A 24,205-nucleotide genomic window follows, 5' to 3' on the forward strand; every position below is an offset into this window, starting at 1 on the left:
GAGAGGTTATTTTATATTTCTAATAACTTTATATCTGTTTTCAATCATTCATGAAAATCAAATGGAACGTTTCATCATTTTAATAAGTCTAATATGTATAGGAGGAATCAACTAACATGATCGATCAGAGTGAAGTGAATTTAGCAAAAGCAGACGATAAAGATGCATTTTTACGTCTAATTATTGCATGTCAAAACACCTTGTATCGTGTTTCAAAAGTGATATTAAAGCATGATGATGACTGTGCAGACGTAATTCAAGAAACGATTAAGAAAAGTTACTATTCTGTTGATAAGTTAAAGAAACAACAAGATTTTAAAACTTGGTTAACACAACTATTAATTAATCAATGCTATGCTCATTTAAAAGAACAGGATAAAGTTATCTCTTCTGAACCGTTAGATTATCCAATACAATTAATTGATCAAGAAGAAGCAACAGTGTATGATCAGTTGTCCAAAGGCATGGATAATTTAAGTATTACTCATAAAGTAATCATAACTCTATTTTATTATGAACAATTTAATATTCAAGATATTGCTACTATTTTAAATATTAATGAAAGTACTGTAAAATCAAGACTTAATTATGCGCACAATAACCTTGCAAGCTATTTGAAAATAGATCAAGTGGAGAAAAACGAGAAAGAGAATGATGAACCTTCTGAAATCATCAAAAAGTCTATAGAACAAACTCTTGATGATTTGCCAAAGTCAAACAGAAAGCGGCGATTTATTTTATCGCCCGCTGCTATTAAATTTTGGTCAGTAGGAATTGTCTGTATGATTTTCTTTGTCTTTCTATATTTTCAATTCAATGATTCACCTTTGACACAAACTGATCCTAGTACAGATACCAATATCGATGATACATTCAGATACGCAGAATCACCTGTTGAGACAGACCAATTAGCAGAAGTAATAGAAGAACAATTAGGCGATCAAATGCTCGAAGAAGATATAGATAATATCACATTGTTGACGTCGGTTAAACAAATCGACCGTTGGATTGTTCTTGTTCAATTTGAAATGTCGTTTCCAGGTTATTATGCATTAATTGAAGTGAAACAAGAAAATAACGCCTATTCAAAACGATTGTTAACACTGAGTTACGAAAATAATGCTGACTACTTTCACTGGTATGATGAAACCGAGGGTGTTGGCTTTGGTTCTGGTAGTGCTTTTTCAGAGAAAGCGATCATAGAAACAAGCAATATGAAGCTAAGCAGTCATCTCCATGATGATTATTATATCTATTTGAGCAATGAGAAACCGGTTAAGGTTAGCTTATTTAATGAAAATGGTGAGGTCAACAGAACATTAGAAGCGTTTAATTTTGATGAAGTCTATCCTTTAATTGCTGAAAACGAGGATGAATATGCGCTTTTTGTCGTTGATAATAGGACATCTTTTGACTACGATATACTGGATCAAGAGGGTGTTAAAAATGTCACCTCTGCCCAAACTATTGATTCCTTGGAAAGTGCGAATCAACAATATCAATTTCTGAATTTAGAAAAATCTCCTGCATATGTTGTCTTTGATGACACAGAAATGATTTACAAGACGTATGAAATAGATGAGCTATTAGAATTTTTAAAACAAGTGGACTAATTCGAAATGATAGATTCGAATAGAATAGCATTATCTTTGACATAAACCTTCTATTAATTGATTAAAACTGCAAAATTAACGGAGATTAACTTAAGTGTTCATCATCATTATTTAGACTTCTTTATAAATTGTTGTTTATACTCGAGAGAAACTCTGCGGTAAGAGGCATAAAGTTCTTACCCGCTCCTCAAATGAAATTGACTCCCTTTCCGTAGGCACGGCTTCAGCTAATTCTGTAAAGAAAACCGCTTTACGAAGTTAGCTGAAGACTTGCCCGCGGAAAGCGACTGCCTGTAGCGGAAATCAACATGGCAGTTACCGCATAGTCTATGGTTATTCAGTATTAAACAACTTTTTTAAATAGTGTCAAGCTTTATAATGAACACACTACAAACTCATAGTAGCCAACGATCAGTGCTTATTTTTCAGGTGAGAAAGTTGAGCTGTTTATATACAAACTCACGATATTTTACAAAGTCGTGCTTTTTGTAAAACTCTTTCGCAATTTTATTATCTAACCAATAATCTAATTCAATCAAGTCTATTCCTTTTTCACTTGCGAAGTTATAGATATAGTCCATTAAGCTTGTTCCAAATCCCTTTTGTCTTTGTGTTTGAACAATGCTAATTTGATGCACATAAACGGATTTATAACCTTTCTTGAACGCGTTTTCCTGGTAATTTCTAATCTCTATCCAAGCATAACCAACCGCTTCTTTATAGTCTTCTAATAGCAGAAAAGCAAAATTTTCATTAACTATTAGTTCTTTAAATACTTCTTTGATTTCTTCATAGTTATATGCTTTGAAATACTTTGGATATAGAGAAAAATGCAAATCATGAACTGGCTTGTTTAATTTTGCAACTAACGCATAATCTCTAGTCTTGCTTATTTCCATCAATATCACCCCAGTTGAATTTTTAATGAGTATACCACTTTTAGCATTAGAAGGATGTGATCACTATATGATTTTTCGTTCAAAAGTAGATACTTATTTCATAATATTTATTTCTATAACGGTGTTACTAATGGGTGTTGTAGTGTATTTACCTCTGTTAATTGATAAAGAAGCAACAATATCTATCGTAATCATTATGTCCGCTATCTTTATTATTTCGGTAGGCTTTATATTATGGTCAGCCTTTTCTATTAAGTACATTTTTAATGAGGATTATCTATTAGTGAAAGGTGGACCATTTAGGAGTAAAGTCCCTTATCAAGCTATAACAAAAATATCTCTAACGAATAATATATTTACTGGTTATAGAATTTTATCATCAAAGAATGGAATTGAAATATTTTACAGTTCAACAATCCTTGGTAGTATAAAAATTTCACCAAAGAATAAATCCCGAGTTTATCACCGAATTAAAAAAGCGATGTCCCAATACAGAGATTAAATTACAGGACTAGTTATCCAGATATCTATAAAAATAGCGCATCCAATGAAATTAGCGACACTCCTCGAAAATATGAAGTCATTTTCTCGTGCGATGTTAATGCTGTCGAAGCATTCCTTGTCCAGTAGGAACAGCTGAAGCCGTGCCTACGGAAAGGGAGTCAATTTCATTTGAGAAGCGGGTAATAAAATCTAACTCTTACATATCCACAAAAAATCATAGCGATCATTCCGCTATGACTTTTCAAGAAATATTTATCCAAGTGTTAATGTATCGCGCCACTCTAGCAGACTTTCTTCTTCTACTTTGGTAATTGCTTTTACTTCTAGCAATTGCCCAATTAAAATATCAAAAGTTGTTATGGTAGACAAGTCTATTTGTTTGGCAGCAAATTCGTTTTTTGCTTGTTCTAGTCCGTATGTAAAAATTGCCATCACACCTAACACCTCTATCCCCTCTTCTTGAAGCGCTAACGCTGTATTAAGCGAAGAACCACCAGTTGAAATTAAATCTTCGATAACAATTACTTTTTGACCTGCCTCTATTTTTCCTTCAATTTGATTCCCCTTACCATGCGCCTTAGCCTTTGCACGAACATAAATCATTGGTAAGCCCAGCTTTTCTGCTAGCCATGCTGCATGTGGAATACCTGCTGTTGCACAACCTGCAATTACATCCGGTTGCACGGGTAATGCTTTAATTTTTTCAACAAAAGCTTCCGCTATATTAGTTCGAATCTCTGGATAAGACATCGTTAGTCGATTATCACAATAAATCGGTGACTTGATACCAGATGTCCAAGTGAATGAACGATCTGGTTTAATTTGAATCGCTTCTATTTTATATAAGTCATTGGCAATTTGTTTAGCTAGAGACATGATTCCACTCCTTTACAGCTTGCTTATAGGTTTCTTTTGGGTTCGCTGCAGCAGTTATACTTCGACCTATCACAAGTGCATCTACCCCTTCTGCTTTTGCGAAAGTAGGTGTTGCAATTCTTTTTTGATCATCATTTGCAGTGTTCGTTAATCTAATCCCTGGTGTTACTGCTAAAAACTCGTTTCCGCAGGCATGTTTGATTGCTCGTGCCTCTTGTGCAGAACAAACAACACCATCCGCTCCATTATTTTTTCCTAATAGAGCTAAATTTGTGACAATCGTTTCGATCGGTTGCTGTATCGCCAATTCTTGTTCGACTGTCTCTTGATCCATTGAGGTTAACATGGTTACCACTAATAATTTTGGAGTCTGAATTTGATTACTTCCGTCGATCAATCCTTGTTTAGCCGCAGCAACCATTGCACTTCCTCCTAGTCCATGGACATTGACTACATCGACACCTAGGTTTGCTAGATTACGCATTGCTTTATAAATCGTGGTTGGAATATCATGTAATTTAAGATCTAAAAAAATCGGATGATTTTTCTTTTTGAGATAAGCGATCACAGCTGGACCTTCTCGATAAAATAATTCCATTCCTACTTTTACTGGGACACCATCTAGTTCATTTACTTTTAAAAAATGATCTGTTTGCTCCCATGTTGGAAAATCAAGTGCGAGATATATTGGCTGTTGCATGTTCATGCCCCTTTCCAATTGCATCTTGTATAGATGAAAAACCGTATTTTTTTAGTACAGCTGGTAATGCTTCAATTATTTCTGGACAAATGAGCGGGTTTTGAAAATTAGCTGTCCCAATTGCAACAGCGCTTGATCCCGCAAGCAAAAACTCTAACACATCTTCTGCTGTTGTAATACCACCCATACCAATAATCGGAATCGAAACATGTTGTTTTACTTGGTATATCATTCGAATTGCTACTGGTTTGATAGCTGGTCCAGATAAACCACCAATTTTGTTCGCAAGTATTGGTTTACGCGCGTTTAAATCTATTTGCATACCTGTTAAAGTGTTTATCATCGATAAACCATCAGCACCAGCCGCTTCTACTGCTGTCGCAATGTCTACGATATTCGTTACATTCGGTGATAATTTTACATATACCGGAACCTTACTTTTTGCTTTCACACGTCTTGTTACTTCACTTGCTAAAACAGGATCAGTTCCAAACTGGACCCCTCCCTCTTTCACATTAGGACAAGAGATGTTTAGTTCAATTGCTGCAATATCAGGTGAATTTGAGATAGCCTCTGCGACTAACTCATATTCTTCAATCGTACTACCTGCCACATTTGCAATAATAGGCGTGTCGTAATTCCGAAAGAAAGGAAGTTGTTCTGCAATAATTTTCTCTACACCAGGATTTTGTAGACCAATCGCATTTAACATGCCAGATGCGGTTTCTGCTACTCGTGGTGTAGCATTTCCAAATCGTGCTTCTCCAGTCGCCGCTTTAATAATTACTGCACCAAGCCTGCTCAAATCATAAAAGTTACTATATTCACGTCCAAACCCAAAACAACCAGAAGCGGGCATAATTGGATTTTTTAAAGATAAACCTGGGAGTTCAACCGCAAGATTACTCATAGTGCCACCTCACTTGCTTCAAATACAGGTCCATCGCTACAAATCTTTTTGTAATCAGTAGCGGAACCAGGCACCGGGATCACGCAAGCAAAACAAGTACCAACTCCACATCCCATTCGTTCTTCTAAAGAAATATAACCATTACTATTCTCTAATTTAGTAGAAACTGCACGTAGCATTGGTGTTGGTCCACAAGAGAAAAAGTAATCAAATTCTGGAGATTCTATGTCAATCACATCTGTTACGAAACCTTGATGTCCATAACTACCATCATTTGTGACAACATGACAATTTCCAAGTGCCTTAAATTTTTCTTCATAAAATACATGTTCTTTTGCTTGAAAGCCTAGGATAGCCGTTACTTCTGTACCTTTTTCAACTAATTGTTTTGCTAAATAATATAAAGGGGGGACACCTATACCCCCACCAATAAGTAGTGCTTTTGGTACCTCAAGTTTATCAATCGGATAGCCAGTTCCACATGGAAGGAGAACATCTAATTCCTCTCCCACTTTAGCCCGCGCTAATATTTCTGTACCAGAACCAACTATTTTAAATACGATTGTCATGATTTGATTGACTTTATCAAGGTCTGCAATGGAAATAGGTCTTCTTAATTGATGTGCATGATCACTGCCAATTCGAACATGAATAAACTGTCCTGGATTTACCTCTTCCAATGAAATTGGCGTCTTTAGTTTCATTTCAATTGTGTCCAAAGCAATTTCGTTTATTTGTTCGATCTTAACAATAGACTTTGTGATCACCTGATGACCTCCTTATTCGCAACGACAGCTTGTGCGGTAAATGTTGTGGAATCAATGACATTCAAAATTGCTAATGCCGTATCAAGACTTGTTAAACAAGCAATTCCATGTTCTACAGCTTCACGGCGAATTCTGAATCCATCCGATCTAGGACGTTTCCCAGAAGTAAGTGTATTTATAACAAATTGTGCTTCTCCGTTCTCGATAATAGACAGCACATTTCTTCCTTCAGCACCTATTTTCCCAACTTCTGTTACCGGTAAATCTTGACTCTGAATAAACTCTGCTGTACCTTCTGTTGCGTATAAGTGAAAACCTAGCTGATGAAATCTTTCTGCAATTTCTACAATCTCTTGTTTATCCTTATCAGCAACAGTTAATAATACCGCTCCTTCCATTGGAATAGATAGTCCAGAAGCTAGTAAACCTTTATACAATGCTTTCTCTAGTGTTTTATCACGGCCAATTGCTTCGCCAGTTGATTTCATTTCTGGTCCAAGAATCGTATCGACACTACGTAATTTTTCAAAAGAGAAGACTGGAACTTTAACAGAAACATGATTTGGTTCAGGTAGTAAGCCGCTTGTATAACCCATTTCTTTAAGTGACTGACCGACAATACATTTTGTTGCAAGATTTGCCATCGTTACCCCAGTGATTTTACTTAAGAATGGAATTGTTCGACTCGCACGTGGGTTTACTTCAATTACAAATACCTGATCTTTATGAACAACGAATTGAATATTAACTAAACCGATGACTTGTAATTTAGTTGCAATTTTAATTGTCGTATCTATTAATTGCTGTTTGACTTCTGGTTGGATACGTTGTGTTGGATAAACTGCAATCGAGTCACCAGAATGGACACCAGCCCGTTCGATATGTTCCATAATACCAGGGATAATAGTTGTCTCCCCATCACATATCGCATCTACTTCTACTTCTATACCAGTCATATATTTGTCGATTAATACAGGATGTTTATGTTTAATATGTGTTGTTTTTTGTAAGTAATGTGCTAGTTCATTCTCGTTATAAACAATCTCCATTTGGCTTCCACCGATTACATAAGATGGTCGCACTAAGACTGGATAACCAATTTCATTCGCTGTCTCTATTGCTTGATCTAAATGACGAACACTTTTTCCTTTTGGCTGTGGTACGTCTATGCTCGTTAGCAATTGTTCGAACTTATCGCGATCTTCTGCTAGATCAATTGCTTCAAGTGATGTCCCCATAATCTTCACACCACGCCTCTCTAAACCAGATGCTAAGTTTATCGCTGTTTGCCCACCAAATTGAACAATGACACCTAGTGGATTCTCTAATTCGACGACATGCATAACATCTTCTAGCGTTAATGGTTCAAAATATAATTTATCGGAGACACTGAAATCAGTAGATACTGTTTCCGGATTATTATTCATAATAATTGCTTCATATCCCGCTTCTTTTAAAGCTAAAACAGAATGTACTGTTGCATAATCAAATTCTATGCCCTGGCCAATTCGAATTGGTCCTGATCCGAGTACAAGTACTTTTTGATTAGAAGTTGTAATTGATTCTTGTTCATCTTCATATGTGCTATAAAAATATGGTGTAGCTGATTCAAATTCAGCTGCACACGTATCCACCATTTTATATACTGGTCTGACATTATGCTTTTGTCGAAGATGGTAAATCGTATCCACATCAAGATTCCATAAACGAGCAATTTGCGTGTCGGAGAATCCAGCCTGTTTCGCTTCAATGAGACATTCTATTGATTCTACTTCATCTATTAATCTATTTTCGATCTTAATTATTCTATTTATTTTGTTCAGGAAGAAACGATCTATTTTCGTTAGTTCAAATATTTCATCAACAGTCATATTTCTACGCAATGCTTCAGCTAACACAAAAATTCTTTCATCATCTGCTTTTGTAAGCCTTTCAGCTAATTCAGTTTCGTTGAGTTTTTCAAGTTGCGGAATCCAGAACTCTTCTTCACTAATATCTAATGACCTAATTCCTTTTAAAAACGATTCTTCAAATGTTCTCCCAATCGCCATTATTTCGCCAGTAGCTTTCATCTGGGTACCAAGCGTGCGGTTTCCTGTCGTAAATTTATCAAAAGGAAAACGTGGGAACTTTGTCACAACATAATCAAGTGCTGGTTCGAATGCAGCATAAGTCGTCTGGGTAATCGGATTTTTTATTTCGTCTAGCGTTAGACCAACTGCTATTTTTGCTGCGATTTTAGCAATTGGGTAGCCAGTAGCTTTTGATGCTAATGCAGATGAACGACTAACCCTAGGATTTACCTCGATGATATAATAGTCGAAACTGTCTGGGTCTATTGCAAGTTGAACATTACAGCCACCTTCAATTTTGAGTGCTCGAATAATTTTTAATGAAGCATTACGTAATAATTGATATTCTCGGTCACTTAATGTTTGAGATGGTGCTACAACAATCGAATCACCTGTGTGAATTCCAACTGGATCAATATTTTCCATGTTACAGACAACAATTGCTTGATCCTTTTTATCACGCATTACTTCATATTCCACTTCTTTAAGCCCAGCAATATTCCGTTCTATTAAACATTGTGTTACAGGAGATAAAGCTAGTCCGCTTCTTGTAATCTCACGTAATTGGGTTTCGTTATAACACATGCCCCCACCAGTACCACCTAATGTGTACGCTGGTCGTACAATCAACGGATAATCTATTTTATTGGCGAAATCAACTGCTTGCTCAACTGTTGTAACAATTTCACTTTCAGGTACGGGCTCATTTAGCTGATACATTAGCGATCTAAATTTCTCACGATCTTCTGCTAATTGAATGGCTTCTAATGATGTCCCCAACATTTCAATATTATATGTCTCAAGAATGCCTGTTTTTTCAATTGCAACAGCTAAATTTAAGCCTGTTTGACCACCCAATGTAGGTAAAATAGCATCTGGTTGTTCTTTACGAATGATTTTGGTTAAAAATTCAACTGTTAAAGGTTCCATGTAAACTGTGTCAGCTACCGTATGATCTGTCATAATTGTAGCGGGATTTGAGTTTGCTAGAATAACGCTATATCCTTCTTCTTTTAACGATTGACAGGCTTGCGTTCCTGAGTAATCAAACTCTGCAGCTTGTCCGATGATAATTGGCCCTGAACCAATAACTAATATTTTATTTAAATCTGTACGTTTTGGCATGCGAGAGCCTCCTTGACTGTATTCTGGTGTGTGTTTATTTCAGTTAAAAAAGCATCAAATAAATGACTCGTATCTTCTGGACCTGGTGAACTTTCCGGATGGTACTGTACGGAAAAGGCTGGGAACGCTTGGTGACGAATTCCTTCAACAGAACTGTCATTTAATGCAATTTGCGTTAAGACTAAGTCAGTTCCTACCAGTGAATCTGCTGTTACAGCATACCCATGATTTTGTGATGTAATATAAGTTCTATCCTCTTCTAGATCTTTTACTGGATGATTTGAACCCCGATGGCCAAACGTCATTTTTTCCGTATCGGCTCCACATGCTAAAGCTAATAGTTGATGACCTAAACAAATTCCGAAAATAGGAACCTGATTGATAATAGTAGCAATCATTTCTATTGCTTCTGGTACATCTTTGGGATCTCCAGGTCCGTTCGTAAGCATAATTCCATCCGGCTTTAACCGCAGGATTTCTTCTGCTGAATAGTGGTATGGCACAACTGTAATATGACACCTTCTCTTTGTTAATTCACGTAAAATGCCATGCTTCATCCCAAAGTCCACTAGAACTATCCGGTATCCTCTTCCTGGTACCACATAAGGCTTAACTGTCGAAACACGCTCGACTTGATCTCGCATGAATGTTGCATTTGATAATGCTGCTAATTCATCCTTCTCACTGACCTCCATCGATGCTTCTGTCAAAATGGCTTTCATTGTTCCATGCTTACGAATGATTTTGGTTAATTTTCGTGTATCTATTCCGGAAATAGCCGGTATATCTTTTGCTTTTAAATAACTATCTAATGATTCTTCACTTCTAAAATTAGACGGCATCTCACACATTTCTTTTACTACCAATCCATGAATAGATGGATTAATCGTCTCAAAGTCATCCCGATTGACACCATAATTTCCAATTAACGGATAGGTCATCGTTACAATTTGTCCACAATAAGAAGGATCTGACAATATTTCTTGATAACCCGTCATCCCTGTATTAAAGACAACTTCACCAACACTTTTATTTAAACTACCAAATGCTTTCCCAGTAAATATCGTTCCGTCTTCTAGTACAAGCTTACGGTTTAACATATGATGCCTCCTCATAGACGATCTTTCCGTTTACCATTGTTAGAATTGGATTAGCAGTTACTTCCCAATTTTGAAATGGTGTATTTTTCCCTTTTGAATAAAACTTCTCTTTATCTATTAGCCATTTTTGATCGAGGTTAATTAGTGTTAAATCAGCTGCACGTCCAACTTTTAACTCACCAGATGCTAAATGAAATACTTCTGCTGGCTTAATTGTTAACCAATCAATCAATTGCTTTAATGTAACTTTTTCTGTTTGTACGAAATGACTATATAAAAGAGCAAAAGCTGTTTCTAAGCCGACAATACCAAATGGCGATTTATTCATATCTGTTTGCTTTTCTGATTCAGTGTGCGGCGCATGATCTGTTGCAATAAAATCTATTGTTCCATCTAGTAATCCTTCAAATAATGCTTGTTGATCATCTTTTGCTCTTAATGGTGGATTCATCTTAAAATTCGTATCCAAATCCAAAACATGCGTTTCATTTAATAGCAAATGGTGTGGTGTTACTTCTGCTGTTACATGGATTCCTGCTCGTTTTGCATCACGAATCACCCGAACGGACTCTTTTGTACTGACATGACAGACATGATAATGACAACCAGTTGCTTCTGCTAATAATACGTCTCGAGCAATTTGTACCGACTCACATACTGCAGGGATACCATTGATTCCTAATCTACTACTCACTTCACCCTCATGGACAACCCCTTGATGAATTAAGGAATTATCTTCACAATGTGCTACAATCGGCATGTTCAGCTTTGCTGCAATATTCATCGCTTGTAACATCTGATCTGCTGTTTGGACACCAACGCCATCATCTGTGAAAGCAAAGGCACCAGCTTCTTTTAAGCTCGCCATATCTGTTAGCTTTTCACCTTGTAAACTTTGTGTGATCGCAGCGTACGGTAAGACACGAACAGCTGCTGTATCGGCTATCTTTTGATTCAATTGCTGTAAAATCTCCGGATTATCTACAACAGGTCTCGTATTCGGCATTGTACATACAGTAGTAAATCCACCTCTTGCAGCAGCCTTCGTACCTGTTTCAACCGTTTCTTTTGCACCACCACCAGGTTCTCGTAAATGAACATGAATATCAATAAAACCTGGTGCAATGAGATTTCCTTGACCATCAATCAGTGTATCTGTTGGTTTTTTTTCAATATAATCGGCTATCTCTTCAATCATTCCATCTTTGACCTTTACTTCACACGCTTTTAATTCATTAGTTGGTAACATTTGCTTGACGTTCGTGATAATTAGTTGCATGTGTAATTCCCCCTGTTTGAAGTAAATGATGAATAACAGCCATTCTTACCGTTACACCATTTTTCATTTGTTTGAAGATGCGTGATCTTTTCGCTTCTACTAACGTATCATCTATTTCTACACCTCGATTAACTGGCGCCGGATGCATAATAATTGCATGAGCTAACATTTTTTGTTCGCGTTCTACTGTTAAGCCATATTTTTCGAGATATGTTTTTTCTTGAGGATAGTCTTCTTCTTGATGTCTTTCCGTTTGGACGCGAAGTAGCATAACCACATCAGCTAGTGTAACGGCATCATCAATATTTATATATGGAAAAGGTAACGTGTCATCCTGCCATTCAGGCTTAGCTGAAAGGTAGACATTTGCTCCCAACGTTTGTAAAGCTAAAGCATTTGATCGAGCAACACGGCTATGTTTTATATCTCCAATAATCGCAACATTGAGACCTTTGAATCTATCAAACTCTTGATACATTGTGTATAAGTCTAGTAATGATTGTGTTGGATGTTCACCAGCTCCATCACCAGCATTTATAACAGGGATCGACAGCTGATCAGCTAGTTGTTGAACAGCATCATCTTCTGGATGCCTCACTACCAGAAGAGAAGCGCCTATTGATTCAAATGTTTTAGCAGTATCATAGACTGTTTCCCCTTTTTTAACACTAGAAGTTTCAGCATGAAAATCAAGTGCTTCGATGCCTAGTCTTTTCTGCGCCACAATAAAACTCATTTTCGTTCTCGTACTAGGTTCAAAAAATAAATTCCCAACAAAGAATTGCTCTGAAAATGGTGCAATTCCATTTTCCTCAATATCGCTTGCTATTTTCATTAACCGCATCAATTCATGTTCAGATAAACCCTTCATCGAGACAAAATGTTTCATAACTTACTCCTCCTTTTAGTCTGAAGGACTGTCTAGTTAGACAGTCCTTCTCATGCTATTTTGTATTTTCTGCTTCTATTTGTTCTTCCGTTTTGAACATATTTCCATTACCAAAGCCTGACTCTTTGCCTGGTAATACTAGATTAAGAATAACTCCGGTAATGGCAGCTAATGCCATGCCTTGAATCTCAATACTTTGTCCAAAAACATTGAAACGTACTAACGCTCCTCCAATTCCAATTACTAAAATGACTGATGCTACGATTAAGTTTCGGTTATTTCCTAAATCAACTTGATTATCAACTAACATTCGTAAACCACTTGCTGCAATAATACCGAACAATAGAATCGAAACACCGCCCATTACAGCTGTTGGTATCGAGCTTATTAGATCTGAGACGATACCGACAAAACCGAATGTAACTGCTAGAACTGCTGCACCACCGATAACGAAGACGCTAAACACACGCGTAATAGCTAAGACACCAATATTTTCACCATATGTTGTGTTTGGTGGTCCGCCTAAAACAGAAGCGATTAATGTTGCAACACCATCGCCTAGAATCGAACGATGTAATCCAGGCTCTTTAATGAAATTACGTCCAACAACTTTCGATAAAACCATTTGGTCACCAATATGTTCTGCAATCGTAACGACTGATACAGGGACCATGATCCAAAATATACTCCAGCTAAATACATCTATCGGATTGTAATCTTTAAATGGTATAACAAACTCCGGTAGAACGAAAACTGCTGATAAGAATCCTCCGATTGAGCCAGCACTAACAATAGCTGACCATGAGGCACTTAATGCAGATGTATCAACGATTCCTTGTGTTAAGGCGAAAACGTAACCAGATACGATACCAATCAGTATCGGAATAAGTCCAAAGAACCCTTTGAAAAATAAAGAGCCAATAATTGTTATTGCTAATGTTACAACTGCAACAAGAAAGTGTTTTTCACTATAACTTCCATCAACATTCATTGCCATATCTACTGCTGTAGGTGCTAAACCTAAACCAATTACGATAATAACTGGACCTACGACAATTGGTGGTAATATTTTCATTAACCAGTCTAATCCAAATGCACCAATCAAAAGTGCGAGTATACCGTAAACCAAACCTGCAAAGAAACTACCAACCATGGCCCCTGGAACACCACTTTCACTTATCGCAGCACCAATTGGAGCGATAAAAGCGAAACTGGAACCTAGATATGCTGGAATTTTACCTCTTGTTATTAATAAGTAAGCAAGTGTACCTGATCCACTTGATATAAGTGCAACTGCTGGTGGTAATCCGGTTAGAAAAGGTACTAAAATTGTAGAACCAAACATTGCGAATAAGTGCTGTAAACTTAACATTAACCATTTTGATTTTTGTGGTACATCTCTTACGTCCATTACCATTTTTGAATTTGTCATTTGCTGACTTCCCCCTCTAATCTCTCTTTCTCCATAAAAAAAACCTCTTTGCAAAGTCGCAAAGAGGTAGACGTGCGTACACGTATCCCTTAACAACCTTGCAAGTCTCACAGGACTTACTTAAAGGTTTCCATTATTCACTTTCGTATATACTAACCTTTTCTTCTTTATCTGTTTCATCTAATGCAACTACAATCACTTCATCTTGTGATGTTGGAATGTTCTTCCCAATATAATCAGCTCTGATTGGCAATTCTCGGTGACCACGATCAATTAAAACTGCCAATTGAATTTGGGATGGTCGACCTTGATCCATTATCGCATCCATTGCCGCCCGCACAGTTCTACCTGTATATAATACATCATCAACTACGATTAGCTTTTTATCTGTTATTTGGGTTTGAAAATCAGTATCATGAATTATCGGTTCTTCATTAGCAGAAACATGACTTAGATCATCTCGATAAAGCGTAATATCAATCTCACCAATCGGTATCTCGATCCCTTCAATTTCAGCAATCTTTGCCCGCAATCGATCAGCTAATGGACCACCTCTGGTTTTAATCCCGACAAGCATTAAATTATCGACACCCTTGTTTCTTTCCAAAATTTCATGGGCAATTCTAGTAAGTGCGCGATTTATTGCTGACTGATCCAAGACTACTGCTTTTTGTTTTATTGCACTCACCCCCATTTAATGATAAATGACCGAAAAAATCCATTTTCTCCGCGTGGAAGAAAATGGATTTAGACAGACTTACACTTCTATTTGCCGAATCCTTTTCAGCCTCACGGGACTGTATTTAAAGGTCATTTTATTACTCTCTATTATTCCAAAAAAAAACCACTCTGTCAACGAATTTCTTTGATCTTTTTTAAACCTTCTTGAAAATCTTTTGGTGGTTCAACTTCAAAGTGCATCCATTCTTTAGTACGTGGATGTTCAAAACCTAATTCTTTTGCGTGAAGAGCTTGTCCACCCATCGCAATAATTTTGCGTGGACCATACTTTGGATCACCTACTAACGGGAAGCCAATGTATTTCATATGAACACGAATTTGATGTGTTCTACCTGTTTCTAACACACATTTTACATGTGTAAACTTATCACCAATACGCTCGATCACTTCAAAGTGGGTAACGGCTGCTTTGCCACCTGAGACGACAGCAATCTTTTGTCTATCTTTTGGATCACGTCCTAGTGGTGCATCAATCGTACCGTATTCGTGTGGAACTGCACCATGAACAATCGCTTCATAAGACCGTTTGACCGTTTTAGCTTCCAGTTGTTCAGCTAATGCACGATGAGCTTGATCATTTTTAGCAACCATTAATAGGCCACTTGTGTCACGATCAATTCGATGTACAATACCTGGACGAATAACATCATTTATCCCAGATAAATCATCACAGTGATATAATAATGCATTTACTAGCGTTCCACCTCTATGACCTGCTGATGGATGCACGACCATCCCTCTTGCCTTATTAACAACGAGTAAGTCTTTATCTTCATAGATAATATCTAATGGAATATCCTCAGCAATAAGATCAATTGTTTCTGGTTCTGGTACCTGCCATGTTATGGTAGTGCCTTCTTCACACTTATAATTACTCTTTACAGTAGCATCATCTACAAGTACGTAGCCTTCTTTAATCCACGCTTGAACTTGCGAACGTGATGCTTCTTTAATAATTTCGGTTAATACTTTATCAATTCGCTCCCCATCTTGTTCTGAAGATACGATCAATTTATTCTCTGTCATGCCTTTTTTCTCCTTTGTTTTCTTTCATCGAGTATGGTTGCAATTAAAACCAGAATAACGCCGACAACTAAAGCTGAATCTGCTATATTAAAAATCGGATAATTGTAACTACCAATATAGACATCAAAAAAATCAACAACTTCTTTGCGTACTATCCGATCAATAAAATTACCAACAGCTCCTCCTAAGATTAATCCTAATGCAAGACCTGTTAATAAACTATCTTTAGCAAATTTTTGTATGTAATAACAAATCAGAACAATAACAACTGCAGTTATAATATAAAAGAATGTCATTTTACCAGCTAAGATTCCCCACGCAGCACCTGTATTTCGGTGAGATGTAATGTAAAAGATATTTTCTATAACTGTAATACTTTCCCGAAGTTCCATATTTGCTACAACCCAAAACTTTGTTAATTGATCAATAATAATAATGACAAATGCGAGCAAATAATAACGCATTCAATCTCTCCCCCGTTCAAACTCTCTTCTTCCTTCTCTAGCATTTTACCATAAATTACGACAAAAGCGAAAAACTTATTCTACTATTTAAGACGTGGCTTACATCCGTCTTAAGTCGGTGGTAAATTGATCCCATATACATTATGATAAGAGAGCTATGATTTTAATACGACATACAAAAGTTTTTAAGCATCAAAGGAGAGAAAGAGATGGGTCAATTTCGAAATTATCACCGCAATATTAAAATCCGTATTGGACAAATATTTTTATCAGATATGGTAGCTGGTGCAATATTTCCATTTATCGCAATTTATTTTGCTACATACTTTGGTTCAGCTATTACTGGACTTTTACTCATTATTAATGTAGTCGTTGGACTTATTGTTGGATTATATGGGGGCTATTATGCCGATATCATGGGCAGAAAAAAATTAATGGTTATAGCTGGCCTGATAAGAATGATTGCTTTTATCGTCATGGCTGTTGCAAATTCACCATTACTAACTTCACCTGAATTAACATTTTTAATGGCAGTACTTATTACCGCATCATTTGGTTTAGATGGTCCTGCAGCTGACGCAATGATTATTGATATTACAAAACCTTCCGAAAGAAAAGGTGTATATGCACTTATTTATTGGAGTTTCAATCTTGCTTTTGCTGTTGGTGGTATTGTCGGTGCCTTAACATTTAATCATTATCTATTCGAATTATTAGTCATTATGGTAATCACAAGTATAGCAGCTAATGTTTTAGTTATCTTTTTCATCTCAGAAACAATGGAGAAAAAAGAAAAACCAATTGAAACCAATGTGTTAAAAAGTATGTTCACCAGTTATAAAGATGTCGCTGGAGATAAGTTATTCTTACTATTTGTATTTGCCGGGCTATTATTGCAATCTATGGAAAATCAAATGGAAAACTATATTGCAATTCGGTTAAACAATGAGATGCCACTCCAAACCATTTTAGGATTTCCTTTTTCAGGGGTAGAAATGGTCGGGTTTCTTAAATCTGAAAATACAATACTTGTTGTTTTCTTAACTGTATTTGTAACAAGATGGGTAGTAAAACAAAAAGAAGGCCCCATTTTCCTTTGGTCAATTGGCATATTCACATTAGGCTATGTAGGTATCAGTTATTTCAATAATATTTGGCTATTGTTTGCCTTTATGGTTCTTGCAACAATCGGAGAATTGATGCGTGTACCTATACAATCGGATTTCTTAGCTAGTATTCCGACAGATGATAAGAGGAGTTCTTACATGGCTGTCTATGGATTAGTCTTTAATGGATCGATGATGATTAGTTCATTTTTTGTTACCTTAGGTGGCATATTCTCTAGTGAAATTATGTCTACACTTATTCTTTTTTGTGGATTTTTGAGCTTTATGCTAATGAAACATATTATGGTCGACTTAAAAAACAGACGCGATGCACAATTGATCGATTAATATGTATATAAAAGCCCACTTGGATTTACTTCCAAGTGGGCTTTTGATTTACTTGCTAAATTAATTGTTGTTTTACTTTATTTACTCAACTTTTATAGTGTATAAAAGGCATTTAAGTTTTACAATTACTAGAAATTTTTACAATCCAGAGTAAAAATTGACTTCACTCTTCGCCTGAAATCATCTACCTTTTTATCTGATTAATTTGAGAGAAACAGCGACATAAGAGAAGATCCCCTTACCCGCTTCGTCAGCATATGGATTCCCTTTCCGTGGGCACAGTCTCAGCTAACTCGGATAAGCAAAAGTCGCTTTCCGAGTGGATCTTCAACTTGTGCTGTTCCCACAGGAGTGTCATCCATTTGCTTCCTTCGCTGATGTCTATTTACATCCTTATAGATAGAAAAGATCGATTAAACTAGATGAAAATGATAATCTACGTAATAATTTCTAACTAATAAAATATGGTTTAAATCCTTTCATTTTTATTTGTAGACTTTTACTCTCTGTTAGTGATGGAAAGCTGGATATTAGCGGATCAAGTTAAATTGGCGACACTCCTGCAGGAACAGCACGGGCTGAAATCGAGTAGGAGGGGCTTCACAGCCCCGACCTCTCACACCACCGTACGTACGGATCCGTATACGGCGGTTCAACCTTTTAAGTATCTTATATGGTAAAGGATATTCATATCCTTTAGACCCCATTTCCCTAAACGTTCTATGGAGATGGCTTGATGGATAATATGGTTGAATGCTAATCGCCAATACCCTTTCCTTGAGCTAGCGAGTTTGATCGCATCCACATGTGATATCCCATATTTCCGAAGTCTTTTGTACTTCGTCTTTGTTTTCTTCCATCTTTTCCATATCAATTGTCTTAATCGACGGTTTAACCACTGTTGGGTTTCTTTTATAAATGCCTTCATATAACCTATTCCGAAGTAGTTAATCCAACCAACTATCGTTTGATTAATCTCTGCAACAATTTCTTCGAATTTTCCTGGTCTTTTGAGACTTGTCATTGTTCTAAGTTTCTCTCTGAACTTCTGCTTCGCCGACCGACTTGGCCGGCACCCTACTTTCCCATGTAGTCTAGTAGTTGGAAACCCAGAAAGGTCGCTTTTGTCGCTGAAGTTACGTGACTTTTCTTCTGATTAATCGTTAATTGAAGTTTCCCCTCCAAAAATGCGGTGATATTTATCATCACTCTCTCTCCAGCTCGTGGACTCTTCACAAAGATAATGAAATCATCGGCATATCGAATGAATCGATGTCCTCGTTTCTCCAGTTCGCGATCTAATTGATTGAGATAGACATTCGCTAAAATTGGTGATAGTGGGCCACCTTGCGGTGCTCCTTCGTTGGTTTCGATAAAGATGTTCCTATCTATAATGCCGGAGCATAGGAACTTCCAGATCAATTTCAAGACGATCTTATCTTTGATGAAGTATTCCAAGTAGGATTGCAATCGTTGGTGATGAATGGTATCAAAATAACTTTTTAGATCACAGTCTACAATTGTTCGGTAACCTTCTTCATAATAGGTTTGCGCTTTTTGAATAGCTTGATGAGCATCTTTCCCTTTCCGGAAGCCGTAACTATATTTAGAAAAATACGGGTCAATGATGGGATCTATGACTTGTAAGATCGCTTGTTGAACTACTCTATCAAGTGCACATGGAATCCCTAGATATCTTTTGGAACCATCTGCCTTTGGAATAGCTACTCTTTTAACCGGTTGGGGGGCGTAAGTTCCATCCCTTAATTTCCTTTGTAGGTGATCAAAGTATCCCTTCATGTGATCTTCCAATTCATCTATTGTGATCCCATCTATTCCTGGGGCACCTTTATTGCTTTTCACTTTATCATGTGCTTTCCAGAGGTTATCCGTTTTTATCACTTTTTCGATTAAGTTGATACTATCTTGTTCTTTCATTTCTTATGCGACATGCCTGCACACTCCTATGAATCCTTCCGTTTCCAACGTATTTACTCATAGGTAGCCATCTATTCGGTCTTTACCACACTGTTTTCTGTGCTTAGGCGGCGATGTCTACACCTCCCTGTTTTCCAAGATTTAAGGTTGTTCTGCCCTTCGTTTCATTGAGAAACTACTATGGCGTCTGCTGACTTCTCACAATTCATCGTATTATCACTAATACAATTGTCTTATTAGACCTTCGTGAGACCTCCCCGGGTAAGAGTTATAACTTTCCTCCCATGTAACTGCTGTATTTACTGTACGGAATTTGGGCAGTATTGGACTTTGTAAGGGATCGCAAACTCGTCCGTTCCGATTCAGCCTTATATACAGTTTCTGTTCGTCAGTTCGGGATTTTGCGTCCGGCTTCCTTCAGATTCTACCTCACGATAGACACCCTTGCCATTCGCTAACAGTTCCTACTGCCAAACCTGTAGTGGACTTTCACCAGCTAGTTATAACCCATGCCGGGCGCACGATCCACTCGGAAACGTACTTTGTTTCCGAGTTAGCTGAAGCCGTGCCTGCGGAAAGGGAGTCAATTTCACTTGAGAAGCAGGTCAGGGAATTCTGTTATGTCGCAGTTAATCAACATTGTGACTTAAGGTAAGTTACCTCGCAATGTATGTTAATTCCGTCATAGGTATTAATCTTTTAGCTAGTAGGCCTTTTTTAATATGGACATGTAATAGAATAAATATAGTTCAAACGCAACCAACCAATGAATAGCTCCCATTTTTCAAATGAGTAAGTTGATTTATTTATTTGCTTTTAGCACATAAGATCCCTTTTAACGCCAACGGAGCGCAATCTTTAGGTGACAACACTCTTTTGATTCCACTTGTGATTTAAATTCCAGATGTAATCCATCTGGATTAAAATCTATTGTTACATCAGATGCTAAACCCAATGAATTAATTAAGCGATTAACCTCTTTTTTATTTGAAGATTGTGCAGCATACATAAGTTCGGTGTTAAATTCCTTTGAATTTGACAGCTTATCAAGAACCATATTAGCATCTTTCATGAGTCTTCTAGTTTCATTTGCTGATTGATACAATAAGTTCGGATTAATTGGAGGAAACTGCTGCCTTATACTTTGATCATACGGCCTATCGAACATATAATCAGGATAATAATAGTAACCGGGCTGATAAACATAATACATAAACCACTACCCCCTTTTCTGAAAAACAGTTCTGAAATAATATATTCAAATAAAATATGTTAGTGAAAAGAGAATAAGTTGACGTGTGTACTAATAGTGTCTATAAATTCTGACGCTTCTTATTACCAGTTAGCATGCAAAAGATTAATAATTATAAAAAAACCATCAAATCAACGTGCAATTTGATGGTTTTTATTTAAATCTGTATTATGCGGGATAATGTTCTGTAACAATCGCTGCACATCTTGTACATAGTGCTGGATGTGCTGGATCTTCTCCAACTGTTTCGGAAGCTACCCAACAACGTTCACAACGCTCAGCGCAATGTTTTTCAACTTTAACAAAAACTTGTTCAAATTCTTTAACATCCGTTAATTCTGCTACTACTTCAACTTCGGAGACAATAAACAATTGATGGATATCCTCCATACTTGTAAGCAATTCTTTTGTATCAGCATCTTTTGCAACAATTTGCAGTTTTGCTTCTAAAGATTTACCAATTACTTTCTCAGCTCGTGCTTCTTCTAATGCTTTTAGAACATCATCACGAATTGTCATGAAATGATCCCATTTTGCTTGAATTTGCTCTTGATTAGCAATTTCTCTGGCAACAGGCATATCTGTTAATTGAACACTTTTCTCTTGTACGTGTGGAATGTGTTCCCAAACTTCTTCTGCTGTGTGCGAAAGAATCGGTGCTAATAGTTTAACTAAGCTAGTAACGATCTCATAATAAACTGTTTGAATACTTCGACGTCTTGAACTATCTTCAGCTTCGATATATAGTACATCTTTTCCAAAATCTAAATAAAATGCACTTAATTCAATCGAACAGAAATTGTGAATTGCTTGATTAACACTTGAGAAATCATATTCCTCATATGATTTTGTTACTTTTTTAATTAAGCTCTGTAAACGAACTTGCATATATTGATCTACTTCTTGCAAATCCTTATCTTTGATCGTATGAATAGCCGGATCAAAATCAGCGATATTTCCAAGCATGAAGCGGAATGTATTACGGATTTTACGATAACCTTCTGATGCTTGCTTAATAATTTCATCCGAAATACGAACGTCTGCTTGATAATCGACTGATGCAACCCACAAACGTAAAATATCAGCACCATATTGTTTCATGATTTTTGATGGAACAACCACATTACCTACCGATTTACTCATTTTTCTTCCTTTACCGTCTAAAGCAAAACCATGACTAATGATTGTATTAAATGGCGCTTTACCAGTTACAGCCACTGCTGTAGAAATTGAGGAATTAAACCATCCACGATATTGATCAGAACCTTCTAAATATACATCAGCTGGACGTTGTAATTCAGGACGTTCATTTAGAACACCTTGATGAGATGAACCTGAATCAAACCATACATCCATGATGTCCATTTCTTTTGTAAATGTATTTCCTGGACTCTGAACTGAAGTAAATCCTTCTGGTAATAAATCTTTCGTATCCCATTCAAACCAAATATTTGAACCATGTTCACGGAATAAGTTAGAAACATGTTGAATCGTTTCATCCGTAATAATTGGTAGACGATCTTCCCCGTAGAATACAGGAATAGGAACTCCCCATGCACGTTGACGTGAAATACACCAATCTTCTCGATCACGCACCATATTATAAAGACGCGTTTCGCCCCATTTTGGTACCCAGTTAACTCTGTTGATTTCAGCAAGAATATCTTCCCGGAAATCTTTAATTGATGCAAACCACTGATTTGTTGCACGGAAAATGGTCGGTTTCTTCGTACGCCAGTCATGTGGATACGAGTGTGTAATGAAAGTAAGTTTTAGTAGTGCCCCAACTTCCTCAAGCTTCTCAGTAATTTCTTTATTTGCAGCATCGTAAAATAATCCTTCAAATCCAGGTGCCTCGTCAGTAAACACACCCTTTTCATCAACAGGACAAAGAACTTCTAAGCCATTCTTCTTACCAATGATAAAGTCATCTTCACCGTGTCCTGGCGCTGTGTGAACAAGTCCAGTACCACTTTCAGTCGTAACGTGATCACCTAAAATAACTAATGAATCACGGTCATAGAAAGGGTGTTTTGCAACTAGATGATCTGCTTCTTGCCCTTTAAATGTTTGGACAACCTCTGTTTTTTCCCATTCTAGTGTTTCTTTCACTTGCTCGATCATTTCTTCTGCAACAATATACTTCGCATCATTTACTTTTACTACTGCGTATGTTAAATCAGGATGCAGTGCGATTGCTAAGTTTGCAGGAATTGTCCAAGGTGTTGTTGTCCAAATAATGAACTTCTCATCTCCTTGGAGCAAGTCACCTGGAATTTTTACATCAAAAGTCACGTAGATTGATGCTGAACGTTTATCCTGGTATTCAATTTCTGCTTCAGCTAATGCAGATTCAGACGATGGTGACCAGTAAACAGGTTTTAACCCTTTATAAATGTATCCCTTTTTCGCCATGTCACCAAATACTTGGATTTGTGCAGCTTCATATTCTTTTTCTAATGTAATATATGGGTTATCCCAATCTCCCCGTACACCAAGTTGTTTGAATTGAATACGTTGATTGTCCACTTGTTTTAGCGCATATTCAGCACACTTTTGTCTAAATTCAGCAATTGACATCTTCTTACGATTAACTTTCTTTTTAGCCAATGCTTGCTCAATTGGCAGTCCATGTGTATCCCATCCTGGAACATATGGCGCATGGAATCCTGACATTGATTTGTATTTAACAATAAAATCTTTAAGTACTTTATTTAAGGCATGACCCATATGCAAATCACCATTTGCGTACGGAGGGCCATCATGTAAAACAAATAGCGGTCTACCTTCTGTACGCGCTTGTACTTGTTGATACATGTTGTCCTCATCCCATTTTTCTTGCATTTTCGGTTCTTTATTAGGCAAATTACCGCGCATTGGGAATTCTGTTTTTGGCATTAATAGCGTGTCTTTATAATCCATTTTTCTTCCTCCTTGAATGATCGTAACATTACTTTTACTTATTTTTTTCAACAAAAAAAGCCCTCAAGATCCCTAAAGGGACGAGAAGACTCGCGGTACCACCCTTACTAGATAAAAACGTTCTTAAGATTTTTATCCGCTTAGCATCGTAACGTGATGGACACGTCCTACTTTACTCGAAACCTTTCAAGTAGGAAGCTTAAGGGTGATTTTAAAATAGATACTGTGTCAGGCTTACACCA

20 protein-coding genes and 1 other annotated feature (1 of these 21 cut by a window edge) are annotated in these 24,205 nt (G+C 36.9%); of the genes, 3 read left to right on the forward strand and 17 right to left on the reverse strand.

Features of this window, described 5'->3' with window-relative positions; all coding sequences use genetic code 11:
• Positions 1-116 precede the first annotated feature (116 nt).
• Positions 117-1,613: a sigma-70 family RNA polymerase sigma factor gene (locus D2K62_RS02805; RefSeq protein WP_112180788.1), complete on the forward strand. Its 1,497-nt coding sequence runs from the start codon at positions 117-119 to the stop codon at positions 1,611-1,613.
• 425 nt (positions 1,614-2,038) lie between these two features.
• Here D2K62_RS02805 and D2K62_RS02810 read toward each other — a convergent pair whose 3' ends face one another.
• The gene (locus D2K62_RS02810) at positions 2,039-2,512 is read right to left on the reverse strand and encodes a GNAT family N-acetyltransferase (RefSeq protein WP_112180787.1); all 474 of its coding nucleotides are present in this window, start codon (positions 2,510-2,512) and stop codon (positions 2,039-2,041) included.
• A 67-nt stretch (positions 2,513-2,579) separates the two neighbouring features.
• Between D2K62_RS02810 and D2K62_RS02815 the strand changes: the two genes are divergently transcribed.
• Positions 2,580-3,014 (forward strand): PH domain-containing protein, encoded by a 435-nt coding sequence (locus D2K62_RS02815; protein WP_332871721.1) that lies wholly within the window; start codon positions 2,580-2,582, stop codon positions 3,012-3,014.
• A 254-nt stretch (positions 3,015-3,268) separates the two neighbouring features.
• Here the strand turns inward: D2K62_RS02815 and pyrE are convergent, their stop codons facing one another.
• The 12 genes from pyrE to lspA all read right to left on the reverse strand — a co-directional run bounded on the left by pyrE (position 3,269) and on the right by lspA (position 16,397).
• Positions 3,269-3,892 carry an orotate phosphoribosyltransferase gene (pyrE, locus tag D2K62_RS02820; protein ID WP_117160879.1) on the reverse strand — a complete coding sequence of 208 codons (624 nt, stop codon included), beginning with the start codon at positions 3,890-3,892 and terminating at the stop codon, positions 3,269-3,271.
• Positions 3,879-4,592, reverse strand: coding sequence for an orotidine-5'-phosphate decarboxylase (pyrF, locus tag D2K62_RS02825; protein WP_112180785.1), 714 nt, complete (start codon positions 4,590-4,592; stop codon positions 3,879-3,881). Before pyrF ends, pyrE begins: the two co-directional genes overlap by 14 nt.
• A complete protein-coding gene (locus tag D2K62_RS02830; protein WP_112180784.1) occupies positions 4,564-5,502 on the reverse strand; it encodes a dihydroorotate dehydrogenase in 939 nt (312 codons plus the stop codon). The genes pyrF and D2K62_RS02830 overlap by 29 nt, the downstream gene beginning before the upstream one ends.
• Positions 5,499-6,269: a dihydroorotate dehydrogenase electron transfer subunit gene (locus D2K62_RS02835; RefSeq protein ID WP_112180783.1), complete on the reverse strand. Its 771-nt coding sequence runs from the start codon at positions 6,267-6,269 to the stop codon at positions 5,499-5,501. The genes D2K62_RS02830 and D2K62_RS02835 overlap by 4 nt, the downstream gene beginning before the upstream one ends.
• Positions 6,266-9,466, reverse strand: a complete 3,201-nt coding sequence (gene carB, locus D2K62_RS02840) for a carbamoyl-phosphate synthase large subunit (RefSeq protein ID WP_117148769.1) — start codon at positions 9,464-9,466, stop codon at positions 6,266-6,268. The genes D2K62_RS02835 and carB overlap by 4 nt, the downstream gene beginning before the upstream one ends.
• The gene (locus tag D2K62_RS02845; RefSeq protein WP_117148768.1) at positions 9,445-10,566 is read right to left on the reverse strand and encodes a carbamoyl phosphate synthase small subunit; all 1,122 of its coding nucleotides are present in this window, start codon (positions 10,564-10,566) and stop codon (positions 9,445-9,447) included. Before D2K62_RS02845 ends, carB begins: the two co-directional genes overlap by 22 nt.
• Positions 10,553-11,845, reverse strand: a complete 1,293-nt coding sequence (locus tag D2K62_RS02850) for a dihydroorotase (protein ID WP_117148767.1) — start codon at positions 11,843-11,845, stop codon at positions 10,553-10,555. The genes D2K62_RS02845 and D2K62_RS02850 overlap by 14 nt, the downstream gene beginning before the upstream one ends.
• Complete coding sequence (locus tag D2K62_RS02855; RefSeq protein WP_117148766.1) at positions 11,802-12,734, reverse strand: aspartate carbamoyltransferase catalytic subunit; 933 nt, start codon at positions 12,732-12,734, stop codon at positions 11,802-11,804. The genes D2K62_RS02850 and D2K62_RS02855 overlap by 44 nt, the downstream gene beginning before the upstream one ends.
• A 55-nt stretch (positions 12,735-12,789) precedes the next feature.
• Complete coding sequence (locus D2K62_RS02860; RefSeq protein WP_112180778.1) at positions 12,790-14,166, reverse strand: solute carrier family 23 protein; 1,377 nt, start codon at positions 14,164-14,166, stop codon at positions 12,790-12,792.
• Between the two features lie 133 nt (positions 14,167-14,299).
• Positions 14,300-14,845 carry a bifunctional pyr operon transcriptional regulator/uracil phosphoribosyltransferase PyrR gene (pyrR, locus tag D2K62_RS02865; RefSeq protein ID WP_112182697.1) on the reverse strand — a complete coding sequence of 182 codons (546 nt, stop codon included), beginning with the start codon at positions 14,843-14,845 and terminating at the stop codon, positions 14,300-14,302.
• 173 nt (positions 14,846-15,018) lie between these two features.
• A complete protein-coding gene (locus D2K62_RS02870; protein WP_112180777.1) occupies positions 15,019-15,933 on the reverse strand; it encodes an RluA family pseudouridine synthase in 915 nt (304 codons plus the stop codon).
• Positions 15,930-16,397, reverse strand: coding sequence for a signal peptidase II (gene lspA / locus D2K62_RS02875; RefSeq protein ID WP_112180776.1), 468 nt, complete (start codon positions 16,395-16,397; stop codon positions 15,930-15,932). The genes D2K62_RS02870 and lspA overlap by 4 nt, the downstream gene beginning before the upstream one ends.
• A 209-nt stretch (positions 16,398-16,606) precedes the next feature.
• On the opposite strand from lspA, the gene D2K62_RS02880 reads away from it, so the two are divergent.
• Positions 16,607-17,851, forward strand: coding sequence for an MFS transporter (locus tag D2K62_RS02880; protein ID WP_117148765.1), 1,245 nt, complete (start codon positions 16,607-16,609; stop codon positions 17,849-17,851).
• 652 nt (positions 17,852-18,503) lie between these two features.
• Here the strand turns inward: D2K62_RS02880 and D2K62_RS19020 are convergent.
• The 4 genes from D2K62_RS19020 to ileS form a co-directional block, all read right to left on the reverse strand.
• On the reverse strand, positions 18,504-18,875 hold the full coding sequence (locus D2K62_RS19020; protein ID WP_232824023.1) for a group II intron maturase-specific domain-containing protein: 372 nt from the start codon (positions 18,873-18,875) through the stop codon (positions 18,504-18,506).
• Positions 18,876-18,928: 53 nt separating this feature from the next.
• Positions 18,929-19,789 carry a group II intron reverse transcriptase/maturase gene (gene ltrA / locus D2K62_RS02885; protein ID WP_232824021.1) on the reverse strand — a complete coding sequence of 287 codons (861 nt, stop codon included), beginning with the start codon at positions 19,787-19,789 and terminating at the stop codon, positions 18,929-18,931.
• Between the two features lie 835 nt (positions 19,790-20,624).
• Positions 20,625-21,002, reverse strand: a complete 378-nt coding sequence (locus tag D2K62_RS02890; protein ID WP_112180774.1) for a YuzC family spore coat inner layer protein — start codon at positions 21,000-21,002, stop codon at positions 20,625-20,627.
• A 207-nt stretch (positions 21,003-21,209) separates the two neighbouring features.
• Positions 21,210-23,963: an isoleucine--tRNA ligase gene (gene ileS / locus D2K62_RS02895; RefSeq protein WP_112180773.1), complete on the reverse strand. Its 2,754-nt coding sequence runs from the start codon at positions 23,961-23,963 to the stop codon at positions 21,210-21,212.
• A gap of 73 nt (positions 23,964-24,036) precedes the next feature.
• Positions 24,037-24,205: a binding site (T-box leader), on the reverse strand (it continues 59 nt past the right edge of the window).

This window comes from Paraliobacillus sp. X-1268 (assembly GCF_003426095.1).
Taxonomy (GTDB): Bacteria; Bacillota; Bacilli; order Bacillales; family Amphibacillaceae; genus Paraliobacillus_A; species Paraliobacillus_A zengyii.